We start from the raw sequence: 25676 nt of genomic DNA on the forward strand, positions 1-25676 counted from the left end.
AGTCATGACCAATCCCGATGTCGCCGCGACGATCAAGGGCCATGCCCGTCTCGAACGCAACGTCACCCTGCTCGGCCTTGGCACGCTCTTGGTCGTCGCCATCGGCGGCCTGGTGGAAATCGCGCCGCTGTTCTGGATCGACAACACGATCGAAAAGGTCGAGGGCGTTCGGCCCTACACCCCCCTCGAACAGGCCGGGCGCGACATCTACGTGCGCGAGGGCTGCTACAGCTGCCACAGCCAGATGATCCGCCCCTTCCGCGATGAAGTCGAGCGCTATGGCCACTACAGCCTTGCCGCTGAATCGATGTACGACCATCCGTTCCAGTGGGGATCGAAGCGCACCGGGCCCGACCTGGCACGCGTCGGTAACCGTTATTCGGACGACTGGCAGGTCCAGCACCTGAAGAATCCGCAGAGCGTCGTGCCCGAAAGCGTGATGCCGAAATACGGGTTCCTTGCCGAGCGTGATCTCAAGGTCGCCGATCCGTCTGCCAATCTCAAGGCGCTGGCCGCCGTGGGTGTGCCCTACAGCAAGGACGACATCGAAAAGGCCGCAGCAGATCTGAAGGCCCAGGCCACGCCCGATGCCGATACGGCCGATCTGGTCGCCCGCTATCCCAAGGCGCAGGTCCGCGACTTCGATGGCGATCCCTCGCGCGTGACCGAGATGGATGCGCTGGTCGCATACCTCCAGATGCTGGGCACCCTGGTCGACGTCAACGCCCCTGCGGCGCAGGAAGACCTCGCCAAGGAGAAGGGTCGATGAGCGACTACGAGAGCCTGCGGCATTTCGCCGACTCGATCGGCCTTGCGGTGATGGTCGTCCTGTTCCTCGGGCTTTGCCTGTGGCCGTTCCTGCCCGGCAAGAAGGCCACCAACCAGCGCATGGCGCAGTCGATTTTCGAAGGTGACGACGATGGCGAATAAGCGTGTCGATGAACCCACTGGCACCGAAACGGTCGGCCATGAATGGGACGGTATCGAGGAGCTCAACACACCGCTGCCGCGCTGGTGGCTGTGGACCTTCTATCTCACTATCGTGTGGGCGCTGGTCTACGTCGTACTCTATCCGGCTGTGCCGCTGCTCGACAAGGGCACCGAAGGCACTCTGGGCTGGACGAGCCGCGGGCAACTGGCGCAGGACATGACCCTTGCCGATCAGTCCAAGCGGTCGGTCGGCGAAGCGCTGGCCGCCGTCGACATCACCCAGCTTCCCGGCAATCCGCAATTGATGCAGCAGGCCGTCGCCGGGGGCCGTGCCGCGTTCCGCGTCAACTGCTCGCAATGCCACGGCAGCGGCGCCGCGGGCAGCCAGACGCTCGGCTATCCCAACCTCAACGACGACGACTGGCTGTGGGGCGGCGATCTCGCCACGATCGAATACACGATCACCCACGGCGTGCGCCAACCGGCCGGCGACGACAAGCGCCAGGGCGCAATGCCCGCCTTCGCCGGTTCGCTCGACGATGCGCAGCTTGCGGCGCTCGGGGATCACGTCCTGTCGCTCAGCGGCAAGGCCCCGGCCAATGCAACAGGCGCACAGCTTTACGCCGACAACTGCGTGGCGTGCCATGGCCCCACCGGGGCGGGCGACCGCCTGCTCGGCGCACCCAAGCTCAATGACGCGATCTGGCTCTACGGCGGAACGCGCGAGGACATCGTCCGCCAGGTCAAGCGGCCGCGAATGGGCGCGATGCCTGCGTGGCACGACAAGCTCGACCCCGTGACGATCAAGATGCTGGCCGCTTACGTCCACTCGCTGGGCGGCGGCGAAGCGAGCGAGCCCGCGCAGGTCGCGGCAGGACAGAAGGCCGATGCTGCAACCCGCTAAGCCCGCGCCCGCGCTCTACGAGGCACGCAAGACCGTCCACAACCGGCGGATCGATGGGCCGTTCCGCCGGTTCAAGTGGCTGGTCATGGCTGTTACCCTGGCGATCTATTACGGCACGCCCTGGTTGCGCTGGGATCGCGGACCCTATGCGCCGGACCAGGCGGTGCTCATCGACCTGGCGCACCGCCGCTTCTACATGTTCGGAATCGAGATCTGGCCGCAGGAGTTCTACTTCGTTGCCGGTCTGCTGATCATGGCAGGGATCGGGCTCTTCCTGGTGACCAGTGCCGTCGGGCGCGCCTGGTGCGGTTACGCCTGCCCGCAGACGGTGTGGACCGACCTGTTTCAGCACGTCGACCGTTTCGTCGATGGCGATCGTTTTCAGCGGCAGAAGCTCGATGCCGCGCCCTGGACCTGGGGCAAGGTGCTGCGCCGCGCTTTCAAGTGGTCGATCTACGTGGTGATCGGCTTCTGGACCGGCGGCGCCTGGATCATGTACTTCGCCGACGCGCCAACCCTGGTTCGCGAATTCTGGAGCGGCGAGGCCGCGCCGATCGCCTATGTCACCGTCGCGGTCTTGACGCTTACCACGGTCACGCTGGGCGGGTTCATGCGCGAGCAGGTGTGCATCTACATGTGCCCCTGGCCGCGCATCCAGACTGCGATGATGGATGAAAACAGCCTGCTCGTCACCTACAAGGACTGGCGCGGCGAACCGCGCGGCAGCGTCAAGGCTGCGGAAAAGAACCCCGGCGCGGTGGGCGACTGCATCGATTGCACGATGTGCGTCCAGGTCTGCCCGACCGGCATCGATATCCGCCAGGGCCCGCAGATCGGCTGCATCACTTGTGCGCTGTGCATCGACGCCTGCGACAGGGTCATGGCGGAAATCGGCCGGCCGCGCGGGCTGATCGATTATGCCACACTGGAGGATTGCAGGGCCGAAGCTGCGGGCCAGCCCCCGCGCCCGGCGTGGAAGGCGCTGCTCCGGCCACGCACCATCGCCTATTTCATGATCTGGGGTTCGATCGGCCTCGCCATGCTGTTTGCGCTTGGCCTGCGCAGCCACACGGGCCTGTCGGTCGCTCCGGACCGCAACCCGCCCTTCATGCTGATGAGCGATGGTTCGATCCGCAACGCCTACACCCTGCGTCTGCGCAACATGGCAACGCAGCCGCGCGCCATGACCGTCGCCCTCGACGGGCTTCCGGGTGCCGCGATGTGGAGCGATACGACCACCCGCGAAGCGGCGGCGCGCTTCCTGACGGTTTCCGTCGCGCCTGACAGCACGCACACGCTCCGGGCCTATGTGGTGGCCCCCTCCGGTACGGCGGCGGCGGCCCTCGCTTTCACCCTGACGACCAATGATGCGGCCCACGAAAGCCAGCGCGCCGAAACCACCTTCACCGCACCGGGAGACACCAAATGACCCGCAGGTTCAACGGACGCCATATGGCCCTGATCCTCGTTGGGGGCTTCGGGCTTGTCATTGCCGTCAACCTTTCGGCGGCCGTCGTTGCCAAACGGACGTTCGGCGGGATCGTGGTCGAGAACAGCTATGCCGCTAGCCAGGATTTCAACCGCTGGCTGAACGAAGCGAAGAGCGAGCGAGCGCTTGGCTGGAACGCCCAGGTATCGCGTCGACCCGACGGGAGACTGGCGCTCGCGCTTGGCAAGGTGCCAGCAGGAGCGGTGATCACCGCCGAGGCCCGTCATCCTTTGGGCCGCGCGCCCGATCGCGTGCTGACTTTTGCACCTGATGGGCCAAACGGCGCCGTCTCGCGCGAAATGCTTCCGGCTGGCCGCTGGACCTTGCGCATGACGATCAGCGCGGAAGGCCGGCAGGTTCGCAGCGAAAGCGCGCTGCGATGAACGCGCCGCTCGATCATGCCAGCCTTGCCGCGGCCCCGGCGGTGGACAGCCGCTTCACCGTGCCGGGAATCAAGTGCGCCGGCTGCATCGGCAAGATCGAACGGGAAATGGCTCGCCTCGACGGCGTGCAGACGGTTCGCGTCAACTTCTCTGCCAAGCGCGTCGCGGTCAGCCACGATCCGGCGATCGGTGACGAGGCGCTGATTGCCGCGCTCGCGGGCCTCGGCTTCGAGGCCCAGCCGGTCGCGGCGAATCCGCTTGCCCGCGATGACGAGGAAACGCGCCGCCTAATGCGCGCCACCGCCGTGGCCGGGTTCGGCATGATGAACGTCATGCTTCTCTCGGTCAGCGTCTGGTCTGGTGCCGCTGGCGCGACGCGCGAGCTGTTCCATTGGCTTTCGGCGCTGATCGCGCTGCCGGTGATCGCCTATGCCGGTCGGCCGTTCTTTTCCTCGGCCGCGATGGCGCTGCGCCACGGGCGGACCAACATGGACGTGCCGATATCGATCGGCGTCGTCATGGCGACGTGCCTCAGCCTCTACGAGACGGCCACCGGTGGATCGCAGGCCTATTTCGACGGCGCGACGATGCTGCTGTTCTTTCTCCTGGCCGGCCGCGCCCTCGACGCAATGATGCGGGGCCGCACACGCGCCGAGATCGGCGCGTTGCTGAGCCGCATGGGGCGCAGCGCCGGGATCGTGCAGCCGGACGGAACCTTGCGCAGGGTCGAGGCCGAAGCGCTGGAGCCTGGCATGCTCATGCTCGTCGCCGCGGGCGAGGCGCTTGCCGCCGACGGCGTTGTCGAGGACGGCACCAGTGCGATCGACAACGCCATGCTCACCGGTGAAAGCGTGCCGCAACCGGTTGCAGCCGGCAGCACGGTCCACGCCGGAACGGTCAATCTCGCCCAACCGTTGAAGGTCCGCGTCACAGCGGCGGCGCAGGACACCGCCATTGCCGAGATCGCCCGCCTGATGGACGAGGCCGGCCAGTCGCGCAGCCGCTATGTGCGGATCGCCGACCGCGCCTCGCGCCTGTATGCGCCTGCGGTTCACACCCTGGCGGCGCTCGCCTTTGCCGGCTGGATGTGGGCTGGCGCCGGTTGGCACCAGTCGTTGATCATCGCCATCGCAGTCCTGATCATCACCTGCCCCTGCGCGATCGGCCTGGCCGTTCCCGCGGCACAGGTCGTTGCGACCGGGGCGCTGATGAAGCGCGGGTTGCTGGTCAAGGATGGCGGCGCGCTCGAACGCCTGGCCGAGGTCGATACCGCGCTGTTCGACAAGACCGGCACGCTTACCCTGGGCGAACCGCAGCCCGATCTGTCCGCCTTGCCCGAACGAGCGCAGCCGATCGCTCTTGCGCTGGCCCAGCACAGCCGGCACCCGCTGTCCCGAGGTCTTGCCGCCGCCCTGCTTCGCCAAGGCACCGTTCCGGCTTCCCTTGCCGACGTCGAGGAACAGGTGGGGCACGGGGTTAGCGGCACGGAAAACGGAGTGCCGGTGGCGCTGGTCCGCCCGCCGGTGGCCGAGGCGACGCAGGCCACACGGGTGCAGATCGGAAAAGACGGCTGGACCGTGCCCTTCGCTGACGCGGTCCGGCCCGACGCTGCGCAAGCCCTTGCAGCGCTTGGTGCGCTTGGCCTCCAGAGCCGAATCCTGTCGGGCGACCGGATCGAGGCGGTGGCCCCCATCGCACGCGATCTCGGCCTGTTTGCGCAAGGTAGCGTATCGCCGCAGGACAAGCTTGCCGAACTGGACAGGCTTGCCGCGCAGGGCCGGCGCCCGCTGATGGTCGGCGACGGCTTGAACGACGGGCCGGCGCTGGCCGCCGCCCATGCCTCGATTGCGCCGGGCACGGCCAGCGACATCAGCCAGCAGGCGGCGGACGCGGTCTTCGTCGGCGCAAGCCTCATGCCTGTCGCACTTGCCGTCCGCACGGCGCGCCGCACCATGCGGATCGTGCGGCAGAACTTCGCCTTTGCCATCGCCTACAACCTCGTCGCGGTTCCGCTCGCGCTGGTCGGCCGCGTCACTCCGCTGATCGCCGCCATTGCGATGTCGGTGAGTTCGCTGGTGGTGATCGCCAACTCGCTGCGGCTGGCAAGGGCGGCGCGATGACCGGATTGGCCTTCCTCATCCCGATCGCCCTGGGGCTTGGCCTCGCCGGGCTCGGCGGGTTCTTCTGGGCCATGCGCGACGGCCAGTTCGACGATCTGGACGGGGCCGCCAACCGCATCCTGATCGATGACGAGGACGAGGAATGAACGCCGCCTTGTTCGCCCTGGCGGCCCTTCTGCCGTCCATGATCGGCCCCCTTCCGCAGGCGCCTCGCAGCTTGGCAGTTGCCCTCTGCGCCGACGGCAAGGCGACGATCCCGCTGCCCGCCCGCGATGATCGCCCGGCCCCTTGCGCGCAGAAGGGCTGCCATGCAGGCTGTTCGCGCAAGCGTTTTTGACCCAGCGCAATGACCGCCATTGCCAGCACCGTCACAATCTCGGCATGTGGCCCTATCACCCCGATCTGCTGACCGTTCCGGTTCCGCGCTACACCAGCTATCCGACCGCGGCCGACTTCGGCGCGATCGACGCCGCACTCCTGCCTTCGGCGATTTCGGGCGCAACGGGCGATATCTCGCTTTACGTCCACATCCCCTTTTGCGAGCAGATCTGCCACTACTGCGGCTGCAACACGGGGGCGGCCGGGCGGCGCCAGCGACTCGATTCCTATCTTGCCGCCCTCGCCCGCGAAATCGGCACCGTGTCGGCCCTGTTGCAGCCCGGCGCACGGGTACGGCGGGTCTCGTTCGGTGGAGGCAGCCCTAACGCGCTCGATCCGATCGCCTTCATCCGGCTGTTCGACCGGCTGATTGTGGCCTTCGGTCTTACCGATCCCATCATGTCGATCGAGCTCGATCCGCGCAGCATGACGGCGGACTGGATGAAGGCCTTGCGCACCGTTGGCGTCCAGCGGGCCAGCCTCGGCGTCCAGACGTTCGCCAGCCACTGCCAGCAAGCCATCGGCCGCGTGCAGGACGAGGACACCATCGTGCGGTCCGTCGACTGGCTGCGCGAAGCCGGAGTCAGCTCGCTGAACTTCGATCTGATGTACGGGCTTCCCGGCCAGTCACGCGACGATCTGACCGATGCCCTGCATCGGACGCGCGTGCTCGGCGCGGATCGGATTGCCCTGTTCGGCTATGCCCACGTGCCCCATGTCGTGCCGCGCCAGCGCGCGATCGACGCAACAGCCCTGCCCGACCAGGCCGAACGCTTCGCCATGGCCTCGCTCGGCCACACCTATCTTGCCAGTCACGGCTATGTCCCGGTGGGGTTCGACCATTTCGCGAGGGCAGGCGGCGATCCGCTGGCGCGGGCGGCGCTCGAGGGGCGGGTCCGGCGCAATTTCCAGGGCTTTACTGACGACGACGCACCCAATCTCGTCGGCCTGGGGGCGTCGGCCATCAGCCAGTTCCCGCACCTCATCGCACAGAACGAGAAGAACAGCGGGCGTTACCGGATGCTGGCCGGCGATGGCCTGCTCACGGCCGACCGCGGTATCGTTCGCACGGCCGACGATCAGCAGCGCGGCGCGGCGATCGAGGCCCTGCTCTGCCAGGGCCGCGCGCGCCTTACCGACGACCTGATGGGCGAAATCGCGCCGCGGCTCCAACCTTTCATCGACCAAGGACTTGTCACCAGCAGCAAAGGCTGGGTCGTGCTGGCGCCGGATGGCCTGCCCTATGCCCGGACCGTTGCAGCCCTGCTCGACCGTTTCCGCGCCGGTTCGCCGCGCCAGTTCAGCGCCGCGGTCTGATCCGTTCGATGGGAATGGTGCGCCCGACGGGATTCGAACCCATGGCCCCCAGATTAGGAATCTGGTGCTCTATCCTGCTGAGCTACGGGCGCAACGCGCTTCCTCTAGGATAGCGGCGCGCGATAGGCAATCAGTTGAGTTCGTCGGGCGGCGCTACCGGAAACGGCAGCGGCATCACCGCCACGCCCTCCTCGAGCAGAGCCCTGGCCTCATCCAGCGAGGTCTGGCCATGGATGGTTTCGTGCTCTGCCTCGCCGTAATGCATCGCGCGCGATTTCTCGGCGAAGCTGTCTCCAACCCAGGTCGACGATTTCAACGCCTCGGCCTGCATCGCGGCAAGCTTAGCCATGGCCTGCTGCATCGCCGGGGGGATCGGCCCGCTCATCGCCGGAGCCGGCTTGTCGGCCGCAGTGGACGGGGTAATCTGGTTGCCCTTGCGTCCGACCGCCGGGGCCATCGGCGCCTTGGCGATCCGCGCGCTGCCGCATTCCGGGCAGCACAGCAACCCGCGCGCTTGCTGGTCCGCAAAGGCGTCGGACGAGGCGAACCATCCTTCGAAGCGGTGCGCGCCCGCCTCGCACAGCAGGTCGAAGACGATCATGCCGGGGTCACTCCCGGCACGGGACGCCTGTTGGCGAGGCTGGGCAGCTGGCCACGCACCTCGGCGATCCGGGCACTGTCGATCTCGGCGAAGCCAAGGCCAGCCTCGCTGCCCTTCATGTCGAGGAGAACGTCGCCCCACGGATCGACGACCAGGCTGTGGCCATAGGTGACGCGGCCATCGGCGTGTTGACCGACCTGGGCCGCGGCGACGACGTAGGCACTCGCCTCGATCGCCCGCGCGCGCTGCATCACGTGCCAGTGGGCCTGCCCGGTCGGGACGGTAAAGGCGGCGGGAATGGCGATCATGTCGCAGCGCGCACGCCCCAATGCTTCGAAAAGTGCCGGAAAGCGCAAGTCGTAACATACTGCAAGGCCAAGGCGGCCAAGCGGAGTTTGGACGGTTACAACCTCTTCTCCAGGCGCATAGGCCGCACTTTCGCGCCAGCTCTCTCCCGTGGCGAGATCGACGTCGAACATGTGAATCTTGTCATAGCGCGCGGCAATTGACCCGGCCCCGTCGATAACGAAGCTGCGGTTGGCCCAGCGCCCGTCCGCTCGCGCCACGGCAAGGCTGCCCAGCGCGACCCAGATGCCGGCGTCCGCAGCAGCGGCGCGCACCGCGGCCAGGACCGGGTTATCCTCCTCGGCCACGATATGCGGCGCGGCGCGCTTGCGATCGCGGTCGATCAGGCCCGACATTTCGGGTGTGAAAAGCATTGAGGCGCCGCCCATGGACGCTGCGCCGATCGCACCCACCAACGCGGCGGCGTTGGCGGCGGGATCGATGCCCGCGGTCATCTGGAACAGGGCGGCGCGGCCCATGGTCATGCCGCCAGCAACGGATCGAGTTTGCCCGCGCGGTCAAGTGCGTGAAGTTCATCGCAACCACCGATCGGCCGGTTGTTTATGATGATCTGGGGCACGGTCATCGCGCTTGGTACGCGCTGGGTCATTTCGGCCTTCTTCGGCCCGCCCATCGTGATGTCGTACTCTTCGTAGGCCACGCCCTTGGCGTCGAGCAGCGCCTTGGCGCGCACGCAGAAGCCGCAGCCCCACTTGGTATAGATCTCGACTTTCGACCCGGCCATTTCATACTCCTGCAGAAGGGTTCTTCGCCCCCCTTGAAACCGGGTGGCGCTATCATATCTCGGCATCGGTGTCATGGCCCGCAAGGGGGTGACACCGACGGAGGCGCCGTTTTCGGGCTTTCGCCAAGACGATGAAATTGCTCACAAGAGGATTTTGCAATGAACCGTTTCGATTTCACACCCTACCGCCGCACGATGGTCGGCTTCGACCGCCTGTTCGACCTGCTGGAAAACCAGAACCGGATGAATGGCGGCGACAACTATCCCCCTTTCAACGTCGAGCGTCGCGGTGAAGACGCCTACCGCATCACCCTGGCGGTAGCCGGGTTCAAGCCGGCTGATATCGACATTACGGCGCAGCAGAACCTGCTGGTGGTCCAGGGCAAGAAGGCCGAGGAAGCATCCAGCGCTCAGTTCCTGCACGTCGGCATCGCCCAGCGCGGGTTCGAGCGCCGTTTCGAACTGGCCGACTATGTCCGCGTCGATAATGCGAATCTCGAAGACGGCCTGCTGACCATCGACCTGGTCCGCGAAGTGCCCGAAGCGATGAAACCCAAGAAGATCGCCGTCGGCACCCAGAAGACTCTGTCGGTCGTCAAGGACCCGGCCGAAGACAGCGCCGCGGCCTGAAGCTGGGCGTCAAAGTCTGAAAACAGTTGGGGGGTGTGGTTCTTGCGAACCGCACCCCCCGCGATGTTGACCACCGCCCCGCCGCTGTCCTGATCGTCCGGGTCGCAGAAGACGGTCAGATCACGGCAAGCTCGCATTGTCGCACAGCGCGGCTTTGGGCCGTGCCACACAAGGGCACGCCACGCGGCCCCACGGGGGCGGCATGGCGAAAGCGAAAGCTGCCAGGATCTGCCCCTCTGGTTCGGACGAGCGCGCCCCCGCGCGATTCGTCCCGACGCGGTGTCGCTATGGGAAGCGGAGGGGCGGTTCAACACAAATACCGCGCAATTTCAGGCCGCGGCAGCTAACGTGTTGACACTGCACACATTTTAGTGTGCCAAAGTGTTCACACCAAGCGGGCTTGGGCAAGCGCCGCGGCGATGAAGCCGGAAAACAGCGGGTGCGGCTCGAACGGTCGGCTTTTGAGTTCGGGGTGGAACTGAACGCCGACGAACCACGGATGGTCGGGCCGCTCGACGATCTCGGGCAGCAACCCGTCGGGCGACATCCCTGAAAAGACCAGGCCGCCCTTCTCCAGGTCGTCACGATAGGCGCCGTTGACTTCGTAGCGATGGCGATGACGTTCCGAAATGGTCGTCGCGCCGCCATAGATGCTCGACACATGGCTGTTGCCGGCCAGCTTCGCTTCGTAGGCTCCAAGCCGCATTGTTCCGCCAAGGTCGGTATCGGCGCCCCGCTTCTGCAGACCCTCCGCACTCATCCATTCGGTGATGATGCCGACCACCGGCTCGCTGGTCTCGCCAAACTCGGTCGAGCCGGCCTGGGCGATCCCGGCCGTGTTGCGCGCGCCTTCGATGCAGGCCATCTGCATCCCAAGGCAGATCCCGAAGAACGGCACTTTGCGTTCGCGTGCAAAGCGGACGCTGGCGATCTTGCCTTCGCTGCCGCGCACGCCGAACCCGCCGGGAACCAGGATGCCGTGAAGCGGCTCCAGCCGCGATACGATCTCCCCGTCGTCCTGCTCGAACAGTTCGGCATCGATCCAGCGGACGTTGACCTTGACCCGGTTGGCCATGCCGCCGTGCACCAGCGCCTCGTTCAGGCTCTTGTAGGCGTCTGGCAGGCCAACATACTTGCCGACCACGCCGATAGTCACTTCGCCTTCAGGGTTGTGGTAGCGATCAACGATATCGTCCCACCGCGACAGGTCAGGCAGGTCACCGCTTTCGAGGCCGAAATGGTGCAGCACCTCGGCGTCGAGCCCTTCGGCGTGGTACTGCAGCGGCACCGCATAGATGCTGCTGGCGTCGAGTGCGGGAATCACCGCTTCCTTGCGCACGTTGCAGAACAAGGCGATCTTGGCCCGCTCGTTCTCGGGCAGGGGATGTTCGCAGCGGCACAGCAGGATATCGGGCTGAACGCCAAGGCTGGTCAGTTCACGCACAGAATGCTGTGTCGGCTTGGTCTTGAGTTCACCCGCAGCGGCAACATAGGGCACCAGCGTGACGTGCACCGAACAGGTGCGTTCACGGCCCAGTTCGTTGCGCAACTGGCGCAGCGCCTCGATGAAAGGCAGGCCCTCGATGTCGCCGACCGTGCCGCCGATTTCGCAAAGGACGAAATCGAGCTCGTCGGTTTGCTGCTTGGCGAATTCCTTGATCGCGTCGGTGACGTGCGGAATCACTTGGACGGTCGCGCCCAGATAGTCGCCGCGGCGTTCCTTGGCTATGATGTCGCGGTAGATCCGGCCCGAAGTGATGTTGTCGGCCTGGCGCGCCGATACGCCGGTAAAGCGTTCGTAGTGGCCCAGGTCGAGGTCTGTCTCCGCGCCGTCGTCGGTCACATAGACTTCGCCGTGCTGATACGGGCTCATCGTGCCCGGATCGACGTTCAGATAGGGGTCGAACTTGCGGATGCGGACCTTGTAGCCTCGCGCCTGCAGGAGTGCGGCAAGACTTGCCGCCATGAGACCCTTGCCAAGCGAGGAAACCACGCCGCCGGTGATAAAAATGAACCGCGCCATGGGAGTCGCGCCTTAGTGCTGAAGTGGGGGTCAGGGCAAGAGGCTGGCGCTGCAATCCACAAAGATCACGCCCAATCTCATGCCAACGGGACCGCAACCCCGCCCGAGAAGGGCAAGGTCGCGTCTATTCGAAAGATCGGTGTTACTTCTGTGCGGGAAGCGCGAAGGGATCGGCCGGGGTCGAAGCCGACGGCGACGCCGCGGGAGCCGCAGGTTCGGCCGCCGGGGCACCGCCGGCGGCACCGGCCAGCGGATCGACCGGAGCGGGCTGCGCCGGTGCCGTCAACGGCGCGTTGCGCTGCAGGCTATCGTCGATGGCGCGGGTTCCGCCACTGCGCACCGCGAGCGCCGCCAGCACAATCGAGAGAATGACGAAGACGCTGGCGAGGATCGTGGTCGACCGGGTCAGGAAGTCCGCGGCGCCGCGCGCCGACATCAGGCCGGCCGGGCTGCCGCCGACGCCCAGGCCGCCGCCTTCCGACTTCTGCATCAGGATGACCCAGACCAGAAGGGCGGCAACGATCGCCTGGACGACCATGAGGAAGAGAAAGAGAGAAGACATGGGTGTTCCGAAATCGGGTCAGTTGAGGCGCATCTAGGCGCGCAGGCCGCGCGGCGCAAGCTTTGCCGCTTCAGTCCGCGGCGGGAGCGGCCGCTGCAACGATCGCAAGGAAGCTGTCGGCGGTCAGGCTCGCTCCGCCGACCAGTGCACCGCCCACTTCGGGTGTGGCGAGCAGTTCGGCGGCATTGCCGGCATTGACCGATCCGCCATAGAGAATGCGCACGTTCGAACCCTCGTCCCCGTAAAGCGCGACCAGCTTGGCCCGCAGGACGGCGTGCATGGCCGCCACGTCGGCCGGCGCCGCGACGCGCCCGGTGCCGATCGCCCAGACCGGTTCGTAGGCCAGCGTCAGGCGCGGCACGAACCCTTCGCCCACCGGCATCGACGCTTCGACCTGTTCGCCGACGACCTGTTCGGCCTTGCCCGCGTCACGTTGCGCTTCGGTCTCGCCGACGCAGACGATCACCTCGAGCCCGGCGTCGAGCGCGGCGCGCGCCTTGTCCTGCACCATGGCGTCATTCTCGCCATGCATGGCGCGACGCTCGGAGTGGCCGACAATGGCGAAACCCGCCCCCGCGTCTTTCAACATCATCGCCGATATGTCGCCGGTAAATGCGCCGCTGACCTGGCTGTGGCAGTCCTGCCCGCCGACAGTCAGCTCCTGGACGGCCTCGACCATGGTGGAGATCAGCGTGAAGGGCGGCGCAATGGCCACGCGCACGCCCGAATGGCGCGCGGCACCGCGGTCGATCGCGCGAGCTTCGGCAAGCTGCGCGCGCGTGCCGTTCATTTTCCAGTTTCCGACGATATAGGGCCGCTGGGGCATGGTCTGACCTTCGCTGGCAGCAGGGCTGCACCTTGGTACCGACTGGGATGGCAGTTGCCCCCCGACGAATCTCGCGGCGCAGCTAGGCGAGCGTCCCCCTACTTGTCAAAGCTCTTGCGCCGGTCGGAACGGCGCGTCCCCCCATGCGGACAAGCGCTGCTCGGCCATTGCGAAGCGCGCCAATGCTGCGTAAAGCCCCGCCCAAGCCGTGCCCGCGTGGGCGCGCACTTCAACGGCGTCAGGGTCATGCTCCAGTTTTTCCGTAGTTTCTTCTCTTCCAAGATCGGCGTCGCGGTGACGCTCGGCTTCGTGGCACTGATCGCGGTCGCCTTTGCCAGCGGCGACGTTCTGAACACGGGCGGCGGCATCGGACTCGGCGGTGGCGGCGACCGGGTAGCGACGGTCGGCAAGGAGCGGGTCCACGCCACCGATCTCGAACGCGCGGCGAACAACGCGGTGAACGAACTGCGCCAGCAGCAGCCGCGGATGACCATGAAGACCTTCGTCGAACAGGGCGGGCTGACCCAGTTGCTCGACAACATCATCGACCTGACCGCAGTGCGCGCCTTCGGCGAAAAGCACGGCATTTATGTCGGCAGCCGCCTGATCGACAGCGAGATCGCCAAGATTCCCTCGGCGCAAAGCGTCGATGGCAAGTTCAACGAGCAGGTCTATCGCGCCTTTCTCGCCCAGCGCGGGATCACCGACGATCAGGTTCGCCGCCAGATCACCGAAGCCATGATGGCACGGCAACTGCTCGGGGCGGCTGAAGTGGGCAACGTGCCCAACCGCGAGGCAGTGCAGCGCTATGCCGGCATCCTGACCGAAAAGCGGATCGGCGCGATCGCCACCCTGCCCTCGGGGGTATTTGCCCCGAAGAGCGCGCCGACCGAGGCCGAAATTACCAAGTGGTATGCCGATCGCAAGGACGACTACGTTCTGCCCGAACGCCGGATCATCCGCTACTCGACCTTCACCGACGCTGCTGTCAAAAACGTTCCCGCGCCGACCGAGGCTGAGGTGGCCGCACTGTACGAGAAGAACAAGGCACAGTTTGCCGCCACCGAGCAGCGCCGCGTGACGCAGCTCGTCCTGCCGACCGAAGCCGCCGCCAAGGCGATCCTGGCCGAAACGGCCAGCGGCAAGTCGCTGGAGGCGGTTTCCTCGAGCAAGGGCCTCGCAGCCGCGAGCCTCGGTGTCATCAGCCGCCAGGGCCTGTCGGCGCAGACCAGCCAGGCCATCGCCGATGCCGCCTTCGCCGCGCCTGTGAAAACCGTTGTAGGCCCGCTCAAGGCGCCGCTCGGTTGGACGCTGATCCGCATCGACGCAGTCGAGAACAGGGCCGGGCGCTCGCTCGACCAGGTGCGGGGCGAACTGACCCAGCAGCTGGCGGTGGCCAAGCGCCGCGCCGCGCTGACCGATTTCTCGGCCAAGATCGAGGACCAGTTCGACAACGGCGCCTCGCTGACAGACGTCGCCAGGGAACTTGGCCTGACCGTCTCCTCGACCCCGCCGCTGCTTGCCAACGGCGCCGTGTTCGGCCCGCAGGGCGGCCAGACCCCACCGCAGCTGGCCCGCGTGGTCGAAGCGGCCTTTGCCATGGAAAGCGAACGCCAGCCCCAGCTTGCCGAAGTGGAAGCCGGCAAGACCTTCGTCGTCTTCGACGTCGCCGCGATTGCCGCTTCGGCGCCCCCGCCGCTGGCCCAGATCCGCCAGACGGTGGTCAACGACATCCAGTTGTCGAAGGGCGCAATTGCAGCCAAGGCCGTCGCCCAGAAGATCGAGGACCAGGTTCGCAAGGGCGGAGACCTGCGCGCGCTGGTGGCCGGGCTCGGGGTCAGCCTGCCGCCGGTCGAAAGCGTCGACATGTCCCGCCAGCAGTTCCAGGCGATGGGTCAGCAGACCCCGCCGCCGCTCTCGCTCCTGTTCCAGATGGCCAAGGGCAAGGTCAAGCTGCTGGGCGCGCCGCGCTCGCGCGGTTGGTTCGTGGTTCAGCTCAAGGATGCGATCCCCGGCACGGTTGCGGCCGACGATCCGCGCCTCGGCGAACTGGCCCGGTCGATCGCACAGCTTCAGGGCAACGAGTTCTCCGAACAGCTGCGCGCGGCCATGCGCGCCGATGTCGGGGTCAAGCGCAACGACGCCGCGATCAACGGCCTGCGCGGCCGCCTGACCGGCGCCGCCAACTGACGGCGGACCGATCGGTGGGGGCGGCTCGACTGGAGAACAGCGAGGCGGCACGCGCCGCACTCGAAGACGGGCGCAGTTCGCTCGTCTGGCGCCGCCTGATCGCCGACAGCGAAACCCCGGTCGGCGCCGCCGCCAAGCTTATCGTAGAGGGGCGCGGCGACTTCCTGCTGGAGTCGGTCCAGGGCGGCGAAGTGCGCGGGCGCTATTCGATGCTCGGGCTCGATCCCGATCTGGTGTTCCGCGCGACAGGCGCGGAGGCCGAAGTCAACGCGGACTGGGCCCATGATCGCGGCGCCTTCCGCCCGCTTCCCGGCAATGCGCTCGATGAGTTGCGCGCCCAGGTCACCGCCTGCCGCATCGCCATGCCCGAAGGCCTGCCGCCAGCGCTGGCCTTTCTGGTCGGCTATTTCGCGTACGAAACCTACGGCCTGGTCGAGGACCTCCCGCGGCCTGCCGAAAACCCGCTCGACCTGCCCGACATGCTGTTCGTGCGGCCGACGCTGGTTCTGGTGTTCGACCGGCTGCGCGACGAACTGTTCTGTATCGCTCCACTCTGGCCGGGCGCCACGGCTTCCGATGTGGCGATCGAACGCGCAGGCGACCGGATCGACGCCGCGTTGCGCCGCCTCGAGCAGGCACCACCCTCGCCGACTGCCGGGGCCGTGCTGGCAGAGCCGCATCTGACCCCCACAATGCCGGCGGCGGACTATGCTGCGATGGTCCGCCAGGCTAAAGCCTATATCGAGGCGGGCGACATCTTCCAGGTCGTGCTGGCGCAGCGCTTCACCACACCCTTCACCCTGCCCCCGCTGGCGCTGTACCGCGCGTTGCGCCGGGTCAACCCCTCGCCGTTCCTCTATTTCCTCGACCTGCCCGGCTTCGCCCTGACCGGATCAAGTCCGGAGATTCTCGTCCGCGTCCGCGACGGCGAAGTCACGATCCGACCGATCGCCGGCACCCGCCCGCGCGGTGCCACGATAGAAGAGGACCGCGCCAACGAGGCCAGCCTGCTCGCCGATCCCAAGGAACGCGCCGAACACCTGATGCTGCTCGATCTCGGCCGCAATGACGTAGGCCGGGTCGCCGCGGCCGGGACGGTCGAAGTGACCGAAAGCTACACGATCGAACGCTACAGCCACGTGATGCACATCGTCTCCAATGTGGTGGGACGTCTCGACACCGCGAAGCACGACGCGATCGACGCGGTCTTTGCCGGCTTTCCGGCCGGAACGGTCAGCGGCGCGCCGAAGGTCCGCGCCTGCCAGATCATCGCAGAACTGGAACCCGAAACGCGCGGCGCCTATGCCGGCGGGGTGGGCTATTTCGCGCCAGATGGCAGTCTCGATTCCTGCATCGTCCTGCGCACCGGGGTAGTCAAGGATGGCGTCCTCCACGTCCAAGCCGGCGCCGGGATCGTCGCCGACAGCGATCCCGCCTACGAACAGCGCGAGTGCGAGGCCAAGGCCGGCGCCCTCATCGCTGCCGCCAGGGAAGCGGTAAGGGTGGCGTCCGATGCCAGTTTCGGGCAGTAGGGCCGGATCATGATCCTCGTCATCGACAACTACGACAGCTTCACTTGGAACCTCGTCCATTACCTGATGGAACTGGGCGCCGAGGTTGAGGTCGTCCGCAACGACGCGATGAGCGCCGGTCAGGCCATTTCCAGCGGCGCGCAGGGCTTTCTCATCTCGCCCGGCCCCTGCACCCCGGACGAGGCCGGGATCAGCCTCGACCTCGTCGGTGCGGCGGCGGATGCCAAGGTTCCACTGCTCGGCGTGTGCCTGGGTCACCAGTCGATCGGGCAGTACTTCGGCGGCAAGGTTGTGCGCGGTGGGCTGATGCACGGCAAGGTCTCGCCGGTCAGCCATGACGGCACGGGCCTCTTTGAAGGCTTGCCCTCGCCCTTCATCGCCACCCGCTATCACTCGCTCATCGTCAAGGACATTCCCGATACGCTGATCGTGAACGCGACGAGCGACGACGCACACGTCATGGGCATGCGCCACCGCGAATTGCCGATCCACGGGGTGCAGTTCCACCCCGAAAGCATCGCCACCGAGCACGGCCACGCCATGCTGGCAAATTTCCTGGCGATCTGCGGGGTGCCGACCCGCCAGCTGGCATGATCGCCGACCTCACCGACGCCGAGGCACTGTTCGGGCGAATGCTAGACGGCGCCATGGACGACGCCGAGATCGCCCATACCCTGCTTGCCATTGCCGATCGCGGCGAAACCGCGCGCGAGATTGCGGGCCTGGTCCGCGCGATGCGCGCGCGGATGATCGCCGTTGACGCGCCAGCAGGGGCAATCGACGTCTGCGGCACCGGCGGCGACGGGCAGCACAGCGTCAACGTCTCGACCGCGGTGGCGCTCGTCGTCGCCGCCTGCGGTGTGCCGGTGGCCAAGCACGGCAACCGCGCCGCCTCGAGCCTGGCCGGCGGCGCGGATACCCTCGAAGCGCTTGGCCTCGACCTTGCGAAAGCCAGCGCGATGGCCGGCGAAACCCTGCCCGATCTCGGTATCGGGTTCCTTTTCGCGCAAATCCACCATCCGGCGCTGGCGCGGGTCGGGCCGATCCGCAAGGCGCTGGGCCGCCGGACGATCTTCAACCTGTGCGGCCCGCTGGCCAATCCGGCCAAGGTAACGCGCCAGCTGGTTGGCGTCGCCCACCCCGACCTCATTGCGCTCTACCGCGATGCGATGGACCTGCTTGGCACCGAACGCGCGATGGTCGTGTCGGGGGCAGAAGGGCTCGATGAACTGTCGATCGCCGGCCTCAGCTACGTCGCGCCGATCGGTTTCGGTCCGCTCCCCGCCGAGCTGCGGCCCGAGGATGCCGGCCTGCCCTCGCACGATCTCGGCGCCCTTCGAGGTGGCGATGCGGCATTCAACGCCGAGGCCTTGCGCCGCCTGCTGAACGGAGAGCCGGGCGCCTACCGCGACGCGGTTCTCCTCAACGCCGCGGCCGCACTGCTGGTCGCTGACGAGGTGGGCGACCTGCACGAAGGGGTCGAAGAAGCCGCCGAGGCCATCGACCGCGGGCTTGCCAAAGCGCTGCTCGACTGCTGGATCGCGACTTGCTCATGACCGACAAGCTTGCCGAGATCTGCGCGACCAAGCGCCAGGAGGTCGCGGTGCGCAAATCGGCGACCTCGCTCGACGCGCTCGACGTGCTGGCCCGCCGCCAGACGCCGCCCCGCGGTTTTGAAGCGGCGCTTCGCCAGAAGGCCGAACAAGGCTTTGCCCTGATCGCCGAAATCAAGAAGGCATCGCCTTCGAAGGGCCTCATACGCCCCGACTTCGATCCGCCCAGCCATGCCCGCGCTTACGAGGCCGGCGGAGCCGCCTGCCTCTCGGTCTTGACCGATGCGCCCTATTTCCAAGGGCACGAGGACTACCTGGTTGCCGCCCGCGCGGCGTGCAGCCTGCCCGTGCTGCGCAAGGACTTCATGGTCGACCCGTGGCAGGTCGCCGAAGCCCGCGCGATCGGGGCTGACGCTATCCTGATCATCGTCGCCGCACTCGACGACGCGCAGATGGCCGAGATCGAGGCCGCGGCGCACGATCAGGCCATGGATGTCCTTGTCGAAGTGCACGACGAAAGCGAAATGGATCGAGCTGCGCGACTGAAATCACGCCTGATCGGAGTAAACAACCGCGATCTCAAACGTTTCGTCACCGATCTTGCCACCACGGAGCGGCTTTTGCCGCTGGCGCCTGCCGGCACCTTGCTGGTCGCCGAAAGCGGCATCAACAGCCACGCCGATCTGCTGCGGCTGGAGGCCAGGGGCGTGCGGACCTTCCTGGTCGGCGAAAGCCTGATGCGGCAGGCCAACGTCACTGCGGCGACCCAGGCGCTGCTGCATGGCTGAACTCACCCACCTCGACGCCGAGGGCAAGGCGCGGATGGTCGATATCGGCGGCAAGCCCGAGACCCGGCGCGTCGCGATCGCCGAAGGGCGAATCGCCATGTCGGATGCCGCTCTTGCTGCGATCCGTGACTGCACGGTCCTCAAGGGCGATGTGCTGGCTGCGGCGCGGATTGCGGGCATCATGGCGGCCAAGAAGACGGCCGAATTGATCCCCTTGTGCCACCCCCTCGCGCTGGACAGTGTCACGATCGATTTCGACTTTGACGACAGGGGCTTGCGCGCCGTTTCCGCGGCAACCTTGACCGGCCGGACCGGCGTCGAAATGGAAGCCCTGACCGCCGTCTCGGTCGCGCTCCTGACGATCTACGACATGGTCAAGGCAATCGACAAAGGCATGATCATCGGCGGCATCCGCCTGATCCAAAAGCGCGGCGGCAAGTCGGGGACTTGGCGCGCCGTCGACTGATTGCGCAAGAACGGCGGAATTGCTTGACGCGACCTCTTTTGTTGCTTAGTTGTTCTGCATTCGTTCACTGAACGATGCGCAAACATCGCCCGGATGTTCCGCTCGTTCCATCGGAGTGCCCGGCGCATGCTGACCCGCAAGCAGCACGAACTGATCCGCTTTATCCAGGCCCGCCTCGAAGAGACCGGTGTGTCCCCTTCGTTCGAGGAAATGAAGGAAGCGCTGGACCTCAAGTCGAAGTCGGGCGTGCACCGGCTGATTTCCGCGCTGGAGGAACGCGGCTTCATTCGGCGCCTGCCCAACCGGGCACGCGCGCTCGAAGTGCTGCGGCAGCCGGATGATGTCGGTGCCAAGCCTGCCGTGCCGAGAGCGGCCAACGCCAACCCGGCTGCCGTGGCAGTTCGCCCGCCTGAGGCGCGACCCGCGCCCGCCAACGACGTGATCGAGATTCCGCTCCACGGCCGCATCGCCGCCGGCGTTCCGATCGAAGCACTGGAAACCGCCGCGACCCTGCCGGTGCCGGCTGCACTGCTGGGTGCGGGCGAACACTACGCGCTGGAAGTTTCCGGTGATTCGATGATCGAAGCCGGCATTCTCGACGGCGACTTTGCGCTGATCCGCCGCACAGATACCGCGCGCGACGGCGAAATCGTGGTGGCTCTGGTCCGGGGCGAGGAAGCGACACTCAAATACCTGCGCCGCGAGGCCGGGCGCGTCCGTCTCGATCCGGCCAACGCCGCTTACGAACCGCAGATCTACGATCCGCGCGAAGTGGTGGTGCAAGGCAAACTGGCGGGATTGCTGCGCCGCTACCACTAATTCAAGGTATGGGGTTCAATCGCGGGGCGTCGGGCCGGTGGGTCGCGGCGCCCTGCTTGCGTCTGGAGCCAAGGGGCGGACGCTGAAGACCCGCGCCTGCGGGTTCCACCAACCGTGTTGCCCCTGTCCCTGCGCCACCGTGCGAATGTTTGCATCATCGAGGTCTATCGCCAACCCGCCGCTCCGGTCGAGCAGGCGCCTGTCGGCCTTGATCCAGCGCGGCCGGCATGACCGGGGCAGGTAGCGGGCGGCGATCACCACATCGACGCGGTCGCAGACCGCGGCCAGCGCGCGCTCGTCGACGTAATCCTTGCCGCGCGCAATCAGCAGGTCCCAGGCGCGGCCGGAGCGATCGAGCCGCAAAGCGCAGAAGTCGGCATTGCATTCGCCGCCCGGCCAATCGGCGATAAGCCGCACTTCGCCGTTCATCCCGGCCAGTTCGCTCAGGTTGTCGCGGGCAAAGTCGCTGCGGCTATCGCGCAGGACCAGCAAGTCTCTCCCCTCGCCCGTAATCCCGACGTGGCGCCCGTCGCCCGAGACAAGAACGTCCGGCGCCTCTGTTGCCGACAGCAGGACCGCACCGAGAATAGCGGGGGCAAGGCCGAGCAATCGGACGCGATCGCGCCACAGGGCCAGCCACAGACCGCCAAGGACAAACAGCGCAAGGGCGCCGCCGCCCATAGCTGGCAGCAGCGTCACCGCGCCAGGGAACGAGGCGGTCCAGTGCGCCAGGGCAAGCAGAAGTTCGAGCGACTTGCCCGCCAGCCACCACAGCGGCGCGCCGAGCCCAAGCGTGTCGAACAGCAGCGCGAGCGCAATCAAGGGCATGGACACGAAGGTGGTGAGCGGGATCGCCACGACATTGGCGAGCGCCCCGTAGACCCCGGCACGGTGGAAATGGAACAGGCCGATCGGCATCAGCGCCAGTTCGATCACGATGCCGGTCAGCAGCAACGAGCCGACCTGGCGACCGAGCTTTGCGTACCAAGGCTCCTCCCGCGCCTGAAACAGCGCCTTGATGCGCGGCGCGGAATGCAGGGCGACAATGGCGGTAACGGCGGCAAAGCTCATCTGGAAGCTGGGGCCGACCAGGGCTTCGGGCCAGATCAGCAGGATCGCGCCCGCGCCCACGGCCACCATCCGCATCGACAAGGCTTCGCGGCCTAGAGCGAGCGCGACAAGCACCAGGAGCGCGCCAATGCACGACCGGATCGTCGGCACTTCGGCTCCGGTCAGCAGGGTGTACCCGATCCCCGTCACCGCGCCGCTGGCCGCCGCGACAAGGGGCAGGCGCACCCTTAAGGCGAGCCACGGGATCAGTCCGAGCAGACGTAGGGCGAGAACATAGGCGGCCGCGATGACGGCGCTGACGTGCAGACCACTGATGGACAGCAGGTGGGTCAGTCCGGCGTCGCGCATCGCCTCTTCGTCGGCAGCCGCGATCGCGCCGCGATCCCCGCTGGCGAACGCCGCCGCAATCGTCCCCGGCGAACCGCCCAGGTTGGCGCGAACGTGCTGCGACAGCGCCTGCTGGATGCGCGCGAGATCATGGTCCGACCCGCCCCGCGACAACACGGTGACGTCGCCCAACACGCTGCCCGTCGCGGCGAGACCCGAAAACCACGCCGAACGGGCGAAATCGTACCCGCCCGGCAACATTGGCGGAGCCGGCGGGACGAGCCTCGCGCGCAACTTAAGCGTGGTGCCACGCACCAGGTCCATGCGGTCTCGGGCAAGGTCGAGATTGAGCCGCACCTTGATCGGCCGGGCGGTCCCGGGCTCGCGCGTCGCCAGGGTCAGCCGCACCCGGTGCTGGGCGGGCTGTTCGTCCCGGTCGAGCACGGTCCCATCGATGACCGCGACCATCGGCCGCGCAATGGGCGGTGTGCCCACCAGCGACGACTTGCCCCAGACCAGAAGTGTGCCTGCCGCAGCCACAGAAGTCATGACCACAAGCGATTGCCGGATATAGGGAAAGTTGCCGCTTGGACCGATCAGCGCCAGCCCGAGCAGGCCACACGAGAGGCACAGGCTGGCCCAGGCTAGCCAGTGCCACGATGTCGGCAGCAGGAACCACGCCGCGATTCCCGCGCCGAGCGCGACGATTGTCCACGGAGCCCGATCGAAACCGGCCCGCGAAAGGAACGATTCGCCATGCGCGAGTGCGCTGGACAAGTCGATCCGGTTGCGCCAAGGGCCGTGTTGCAGTGCAGCGCCGTCGGGCTCTGCATCGCCCATCGGCACAGTTGGCGGAACTCGGCTGGCCATGGCTCGCAAGTGACAGGAAGGGACGGTCGATGGCAAGCGGAAGCGGACATGACGCGGGAGGCACGGGCACGTCCGTGGTCACGCGCTTTGCTCCCTCGCCCACCGGCTTCCTTCATATCGGCGGCGCCAGAACCGCGTTGTTCAACTGGCTCTACGCGCGGCATACCGGCGGCAGGTACCTGCTACGGATCGAGGATACCGACCGCGCCCGTTCGACCGAGCCGGCGATCGAGGCGATCTTCGACGGGCTCGACTGGCTTGGCCTGATGGGCGACGAGCCGGCGACCTTTCAGTTCGCTCGGTCCGGTCGCCATGCCGAGGTGGCGCATGCCTTGCTCGAAGCGGGCCATGCCTATCGCTGCTATCTGACCAGCGAGGAACTGGCCGCCCGCCGCGAGCTAGCCCAGGCCGAGCGGCGGCCGTTCCGCATAGACAGCGAATGGCGCGATTCATCGCCCGAAGCCTGGCCCGCCGACAAGCCCTACGTCGTGCGGGTCAAGGCCCCGCGCGATGGCGAAACCACGATCGACGACCTGGTCCAGGGGTCGATAACGGTCGCCAATGCCGAACTCGACGATTTCATTCTGCTGCGTTCGGACGGCACGCCGACGTACATGCTGGCCGTGGTGGTCGACGATCACGACATGGGCGTCACCCACGTCATTCGCGGCGACGATCACATCAACAACGCCTTCCGCCAGTTGCTGATCATTCGCGGAATGGATGCGGTCGAGGGGGGCTGGCCGGATCCGGCTTATGGCCACGTGCCGTTGATCCACGGTGCGGACGGGGCCAAGTTGTCCAAGCGGCACGGCGCGCTGGGAGTCGATGCCTATCGCGATGAGATGGGCATCCTGCCCGAAGCGCTGTTCAACTACCTGCTCCGGCTCGGCTGGGGGCATGGCGACGATGAGATCATCAGCCGCGAACAGGCGGTCGAATGGTTCGACATCGGCCATGTCGGCAAGGGCGCGTCGCGCTTCGACCTGGCGAAACTGCAGAACCTCAACGGGCACTACCTGCGCGAGGCCGACGATGCGCGTCTGGCAGCTCTCGTCGCGCCGCGCATGGCGGGTGCGGTCGATCAGGCCTTGCTCGCCAGGGCCATGCCGGTGCTCAAAGTGCGGGCGAAGAATCTTAACGAGCTGGCGTCCGGCGCGGCTTTCCTGTTCGCCCGGCGCCCTCTGGCGATTGAGGACAAGGCCGCCGCTCTGCTGACCGACGAGTCCCGCAGCCTGCTTGGCGCCGTGGCGCAGCGGTTGGGGATGACAAACGACTGGTCGCTCGAAGCGCTGGAAGAAGCACTGAAGGCCATGGCGGCCGAACGCGGCCTGGGCCTGGGCAAGCTTGCCCAGCCGCTGCGCGCCGCGCTGACCGGACAGACGACATCCCCGGGAATTTTCGACGTTTTGGTCTTGCTGGGTCGGGAGGAAAGCCTCGCGCGGATCGACGCGCAGGCCCTTCCTGCCACGGCAATACACGATTGAGGAGCAAGAACGGTGTCTAAGACTGCATCACTCAACACCGAAGGCGGCCAGTTCGACTATCCGGTCGTGTCGGGTTCGGTCGGCCCAGACGTCATCGATATACGCAAGCTCTATGGCCAGACCGGGATGTTCACCTTCGATCCCGGCTTCACCAGCACGGCCAGCTGCGAAAGTGCACTGACCTATATCGACGGTGACGAAGGCGTGCTGCTGCACCGCGGCTATCCGATCGGGCAGCTGGCCGAACATTCGAGCTTCATGGAAGTGAGCTACCTTCTGCTCAACGGAGAGCTGCCGAGCGCGGATGAGCTCAAGACCTTCGAGACGACGATCACGCGGCACACCATGCTGCACGAGCAGCTTGCAACGTTTTACCGCGGGTTCCGGCGCGATGCGCACCCGATGGCGATCATGTGCGGCGTCGTCGGGGCCCTCTCGGCATTCTACCACGACAGCACCGACATTTCCGATCCGCAGCACCGCAAGATCAGCAGCCATCGCCTGATCGCAAAGATGCCGACCATCGCGGCCATGGCCTACAAGTATTCGGTCGGGCAGCCGTTCCTCTATCCCGACAACAACCTGTCCTACACCGGCAACTTCCTGCGCATGACCTTCGGCGTGCCGGCCGAGGAATACGAGGTGGTCCCGGCAGTCGAGAAGGCGCTGGACCGGATCTTCATCCTCCATGCCGACCACGAGCAGAACGCCTCGACCAGCACGGTGCGCCTCGCCGGCTCGTCTGGTGCGAACCCCTTCGCTTGCATCGCGGCAGGCATCGCATGCCTGTGGGGACCCGCCCACGGGGGTGCCAACGAAGCCGCGCTGAACATGCTTCACGAGATCGGCACGCCCGACAAGATTCCGCATTACATCGAACGCGCCAAGGACAAGAACGACCCGTTCCGCCTGATGGGCTTCGGCCACCGCGTGTACAAGAATTACGATCCGCGCGCGACCGTGATGCAGAAGACCGTGCGCGAGGTGTTCGATGCCCTGAAGGTCAGCGATCCGGTCTTCGAAGTTGCCCTGCGGCTCGAGGAAATGGCGCTGAACGACGACTATTTCGTCGAGAAGAAGCTGTTCCCCAACGTCGATTTCTATTCGGGCGTCATCCTCTCGGCGATCGGGTTCCCGACCACCATGTTCACGGCGCTTTTCGCCCTCGCCCGCACCGTCGGCTGGGTTGCGCAATGGAACGAGATGATCAGCGATCCCGGCCAGAAGATCGGTCGACCGCGCCAGCTCTACACCGGGCCGACGCAGCGCGACTACGTTCCGCTCGACAAGCGCTGAACAGTCGCGCAGGTTCGCTTCCGG

The 25676-nt window shown here is 66.6% G+C and carries 26 protein-coding genes and 1 tRNA gene; 19 read left to right on the forward strand and 8 right to left on the reverse strand.

The features are described 5' to 3' along the window. Nucleotides 1-4: 4 nt before the first annotated feature. From ccoO to B0I00_RS03600, 9 genes are read left to right on the forward strand one after another with little or no spacing between them, the layout of a single operon-like run. Entirely contained in the window at nucleotides 5-769 is a 765-nt protein-coding gene (gene ccoO / locus B0I00_RS03560) for a cytochrome-c oxidase, cbb3-type subunit II (RefSeq protein WP_100865946.1), read from the forward strand. Beyond that, entirely contained in the window at nucleotides 766-930 is a 165-nt protein-coding gene (locus B0I00_RS03565) for a cbb3-type cytochrome oxidase subunit 3 (protein WP_100865947.1), read from the forward strand. Before ccoO ends, B0I00_RS03565 begins: the two co-directional genes overlap by 4 nt. Then, on the forward strand, nucleotides 920-1834 hold the full coding sequence (gene ccoP, locus B0I00_RS03570; RefSeq protein ID WP_100865948.1) for a cytochrome-c oxidase, cbb3-type subunit III: 915 nt from the start codon (nucleotides 920-922) through the stop codon (nucleotides 1832-1834). Before B0I00_RS03565 ends, ccoP begins: the two co-directional genes overlap by 11 nt. Next, nucleotides 1818-3263: a cytochrome c oxidase accessory protein CcoG gene (gene ccoG, locus B0I00_RS03575; RefSeq protein ID WP_100865949.1), complete on the forward strand. Its 1446-nt coding sequence runs from the start codon at nucleotides 1818-1820 to the stop codon at nucleotides 3261-3263. Before ccoP ends, ccoG begins: the two co-directional genes overlap by 17 nt. Beyond that, a complete protein-coding gene (locus B0I00_RS03580) occupies nucleotides 3260-3706 on the forward strand; it encodes a FixH family protein (protein ID WP_100865950.1) in 447 nt (148 codons plus the stop codon). Before ccoG ends, B0I00_RS03580 begins: the two co-directional genes overlap by 4 nt. After that, nucleotides 3703-5826, forward strand: a complete 2124-nt coding sequence (locus B0I00_RS03585; RefSeq protein ID WP_100865951.1) for a heavy metal translocating P-type ATPase — start codon at nucleotides 3703-3705, stop codon at nucleotides 5824-5826. The genes B0I00_RS03580 and B0I00_RS03585 overlap by 4 nt, the downstream gene beginning before the upstream one ends. Beyond that, the gene (gene ccoS, locus B0I00_RS03590; protein ID WP_100865952.1) at nucleotides 5823-5972 is read left to right on the forward strand and encodes a cbb3-type cytochrome oxidase assembly protein CcoS; all 150 of its coding nucleotides are present in this window, start codon (nucleotides 5823-5825) and stop codon (nucleotides 5970-5972) included. The genes B0I00_RS03585 and ccoS overlap by 4 nt, the downstream gene beginning before the upstream one ends. After that, nucleotides 5969-6163 (forward strand): hypothetical protein, encoded by a 195-nt coding sequence (locus B0I00_RS03595; protein ID WP_100865953.1) that lies wholly within the window; start codon nucleotides 5969-5971, stop codon nucleotides 6161-6163. Before ccoS ends, B0I00_RS03595 begins: the two co-directional genes overlap by 4 nt. A gap of 44 nt (nucleotides 6164-6207) precedes the next feature. Beyond that, a complete protein-coding gene (locus B0I00_RS03600) occupies nucleotides 6208-7521 on the forward strand; it encodes a radical SAM protein (RefSeq protein WP_100865954.1) in 1314 nt (437 codons plus the stop codon). A 15-nt stretch (nucleotides 7522-7536) separates the two neighbouring features. Here the strand turns inward: B0I00_RS03600 and B0I00_RS03605 are convergent. From B0I00_RS03605 to grxC, 4 genes are all read right to left on the reverse strand, one after another. Further along, nucleotides 7537-7613: transfer RNA gene (locus tag B0I00_RS03605), tRNA-Arg, on the reverse strand. Nucleotides 7614-7651: 38 nt separating this feature from the next. Continuing rightward, on the reverse strand, nucleotides 7652-8122 hold the full coding sequence (locus B0I00_RS03610) for a DUF1178 family protein (RefSeq protein ID WP_100865955.1): 471 nt from the start codon (nucleotides 8120-8122) through the stop codon (nucleotides 7652-7654). After that, nucleotides 8119-8946 (reverse strand): carbon-nitrogen hydrolase family protein, encoded by an 828-nt coding sequence (locus B0I00_RS03615; RefSeq protein ID WP_100866476.1) that lies wholly within the window; start codon nucleotides 8944-8946, stop codon nucleotides 8119-8121. The genes B0I00_RS03610 and B0I00_RS03615 overlap by 4 nt, the downstream gene beginning before the upstream one ends. Before the next feature lie 2 nt (nucleotides 8947-8948). Then, nucleotides 8949-9212, reverse strand: a complete 264-nt coding sequence (grxC, locus tag B0I00_RS03620) for a glutaredoxin 3 (protein ID WP_100865956.1) — start codon at nucleotides 9210-9212, stop codon at nucleotides 8949-8951. Between the two features lie 159 nt (nucleotides 9213-9371). On the opposite strand from grxC, the gene B0I00_RS03625 reads away from it, so the two are divergent. Further along, entirely contained in the window at nucleotides 9372-9842 is a 471-nt protein-coding gene (locus tag B0I00_RS03625; RefSeq protein ID WP_100865957.1) for an Hsp20 family protein, read from the forward strand. Nucleotides 9843-10227: 385 nt separating this feature from the next. On the opposite strand, the gene B0I00_RS03630 is transcribed toward B0I00_RS03625, so the two are convergent. The 3 genes from B0I00_RS03630 to tpiA all read right to left on the reverse strand — a co-directional run bounded on the left by B0I00_RS03630 (nucleotide 10228) and on the right by tpiA (nucleotide 13253). After that, entirely contained in the window at nucleotides 10228-11865 is a 1638-nt protein-coding gene (locus tag B0I00_RS03630) for a CTP synthase (RefSeq protein ID WP_100865958.1), read from the reverse strand. Between the two features lie 142 nt (nucleotides 11866-12007). Next, a complete protein-coding gene (gene secG, locus B0I00_RS03635; protein ID WP_100865959.1) occupies nucleotides 12008-12427 on the reverse strand; it encodes a preprotein translocase subunit SecG in 420 nt (139 codons plus the stop codon). A gap of 70 nt (nucleotides 12428-12497) precedes the next feature. Next, nucleotides 12498-13253 (reverse strand): triose-phosphate isomerase, encoded by a 756-nt coding sequence (gene tpiA, locus B0I00_RS03640; RefSeq protein WP_100865960.1) that lies wholly within the window; start codon nucleotides 13251-13253, stop codon nucleotides 12498-12500. A gap of 246 nt (nucleotides 13254-13499) precedes the next feature. Here tpiA and B0I00_RS03645 point away from each other — a divergent pair, with 246 nt between their 5' ends. From B0I00_RS03645 to lexA, 7 genes are all read left to right on the forward strand, one after another. After that, nucleotides 13500-15443 (forward strand): peptidylprolyl isomerase, encoded by a 1944-nt coding sequence (locus tag B0I00_RS03645; RefSeq protein ID WP_198519129.1) that lies wholly within the window; start codon nucleotides 13500-13502, stop codon nucleotides 15441-15443. 14 nt (nucleotides 15444-15457) lie between these two features. After that, a complete protein-coding gene (locus B0I00_RS03650) occupies nucleotides 15458-16975 on the forward strand; it encodes an anthranilate synthase component I family protein (protein ID WP_408635209.1) in 1518 nt (505 codons plus the stop codon). 9 nt (nucleotides 16976-16984) lie between these two features. Further along, nucleotides 16985-17569, forward strand: a complete 585-nt coding sequence (locus B0I00_RS03655; RefSeq protein WP_100865962.1) for an anthranilate synthase component II — start codon at nucleotides 16985-16987, stop codon at nucleotides 17567-17569. Beyond that, a complete protein-coding gene (gene trpD / locus B0I00_RS03660) occupies nucleotides 17566-18531 on the forward strand; it encodes an anthranilate phosphoribosyltransferase (RefSeq protein ID WP_100865963.1) in 966 nt (321 codons plus the stop codon). The genes B0I00_RS03655 and trpD overlap by 4 nt, the downstream gene beginning before the upstream one ends. After that, complete coding sequence (trpC, locus tag B0I00_RS03665) at nucleotides 18528-19316, forward strand: indole-3-glycerol phosphate synthase TrpC (RefSeq protein WP_100865964.1); 789 nt, start codon at nucleotides 18528-18530, stop codon at nucleotides 19314-19316. The genes trpD and trpC overlap by 4 nt, the downstream gene beginning before the upstream one ends. Then, nucleotides 19309-19782, forward strand: a complete 474-nt coding sequence (moaC, locus tag B0I00_RS03670; RefSeq protein ID WP_100865965.1) for a cyclic pyranopterin monophosphate synthase MoaC — start codon at nucleotides 19309-19311, stop codon at nucleotides 19780-19782. The genes trpC and moaC overlap by 8 nt, the downstream gene beginning before the upstream one ends. A gap of 126 nt (nucleotides 19783-19908) precedes the next feature. Next, nucleotides 19909-20601: a transcriptional repressor LexA gene (gene lexA / locus B0I00_RS03675; protein WP_100866478.1), complete on the forward strand. Its 693-nt coding sequence runs from the start codon at nucleotides 19909-19911 to the stop codon at nucleotides 20599-20601. Between the two features lie 15 nt (nucleotides 20602-20616). Here lexA and B0I00_RS03680 read toward each other — a convergent pair whose 3' ends face one another. Then, nucleotides 20617-22869, reverse strand: coding sequence for a ComEC/Rec2 family competence protein (locus B0I00_RS03680; protein WP_100865966.1), 2253 nt, complete (start codon nucleotides 22867-22869; stop codon nucleotides 20617-20619). 29 nt (nucleotides 22870-22898) lie between these two features. Here B0I00_RS03680 and gltX point away from each other — a divergent pair, with 29 nt between their 5' ends. Both gltX and B0I00_RS03690 read left to right on the forward strand, forming a co-directional pair. Continuing rightward, nucleotides 22899-24356, forward strand: coding sequence for a glutamate--tRNA ligase (gene gltX, locus B0I00_RS03685; protein WP_100865967.1), 1458 nt, complete (start codon nucleotides 22899-22901; stop codon nucleotides 24354-24356). 12 nt (nucleotides 24357-24368) lie between these two features. Further along, on the forward strand, nucleotides 24369-25652 hold the full coding sequence (locus B0I00_RS03690; protein WP_100865968.1) for a citrate synthase: 1284 nt from the start codon (nucleotides 24369-24371) through the stop codon (nucleotides 25650-25652). The last annotated feature ends 24 nt before the right edge of the window (nucleotides 25653-25676 follow it).

The sequence above is a fragment of the Novosphingobium kunmingense genome, assembly GCF_002813245.1.
Classification (GTDB): domain Bacteria; phylum Pseudomonadota; class Alphaproteobacteria; order Sphingomonadales; family Sphingomonadaceae; genus Novosphingobium; species Novosphingobium kunmingense.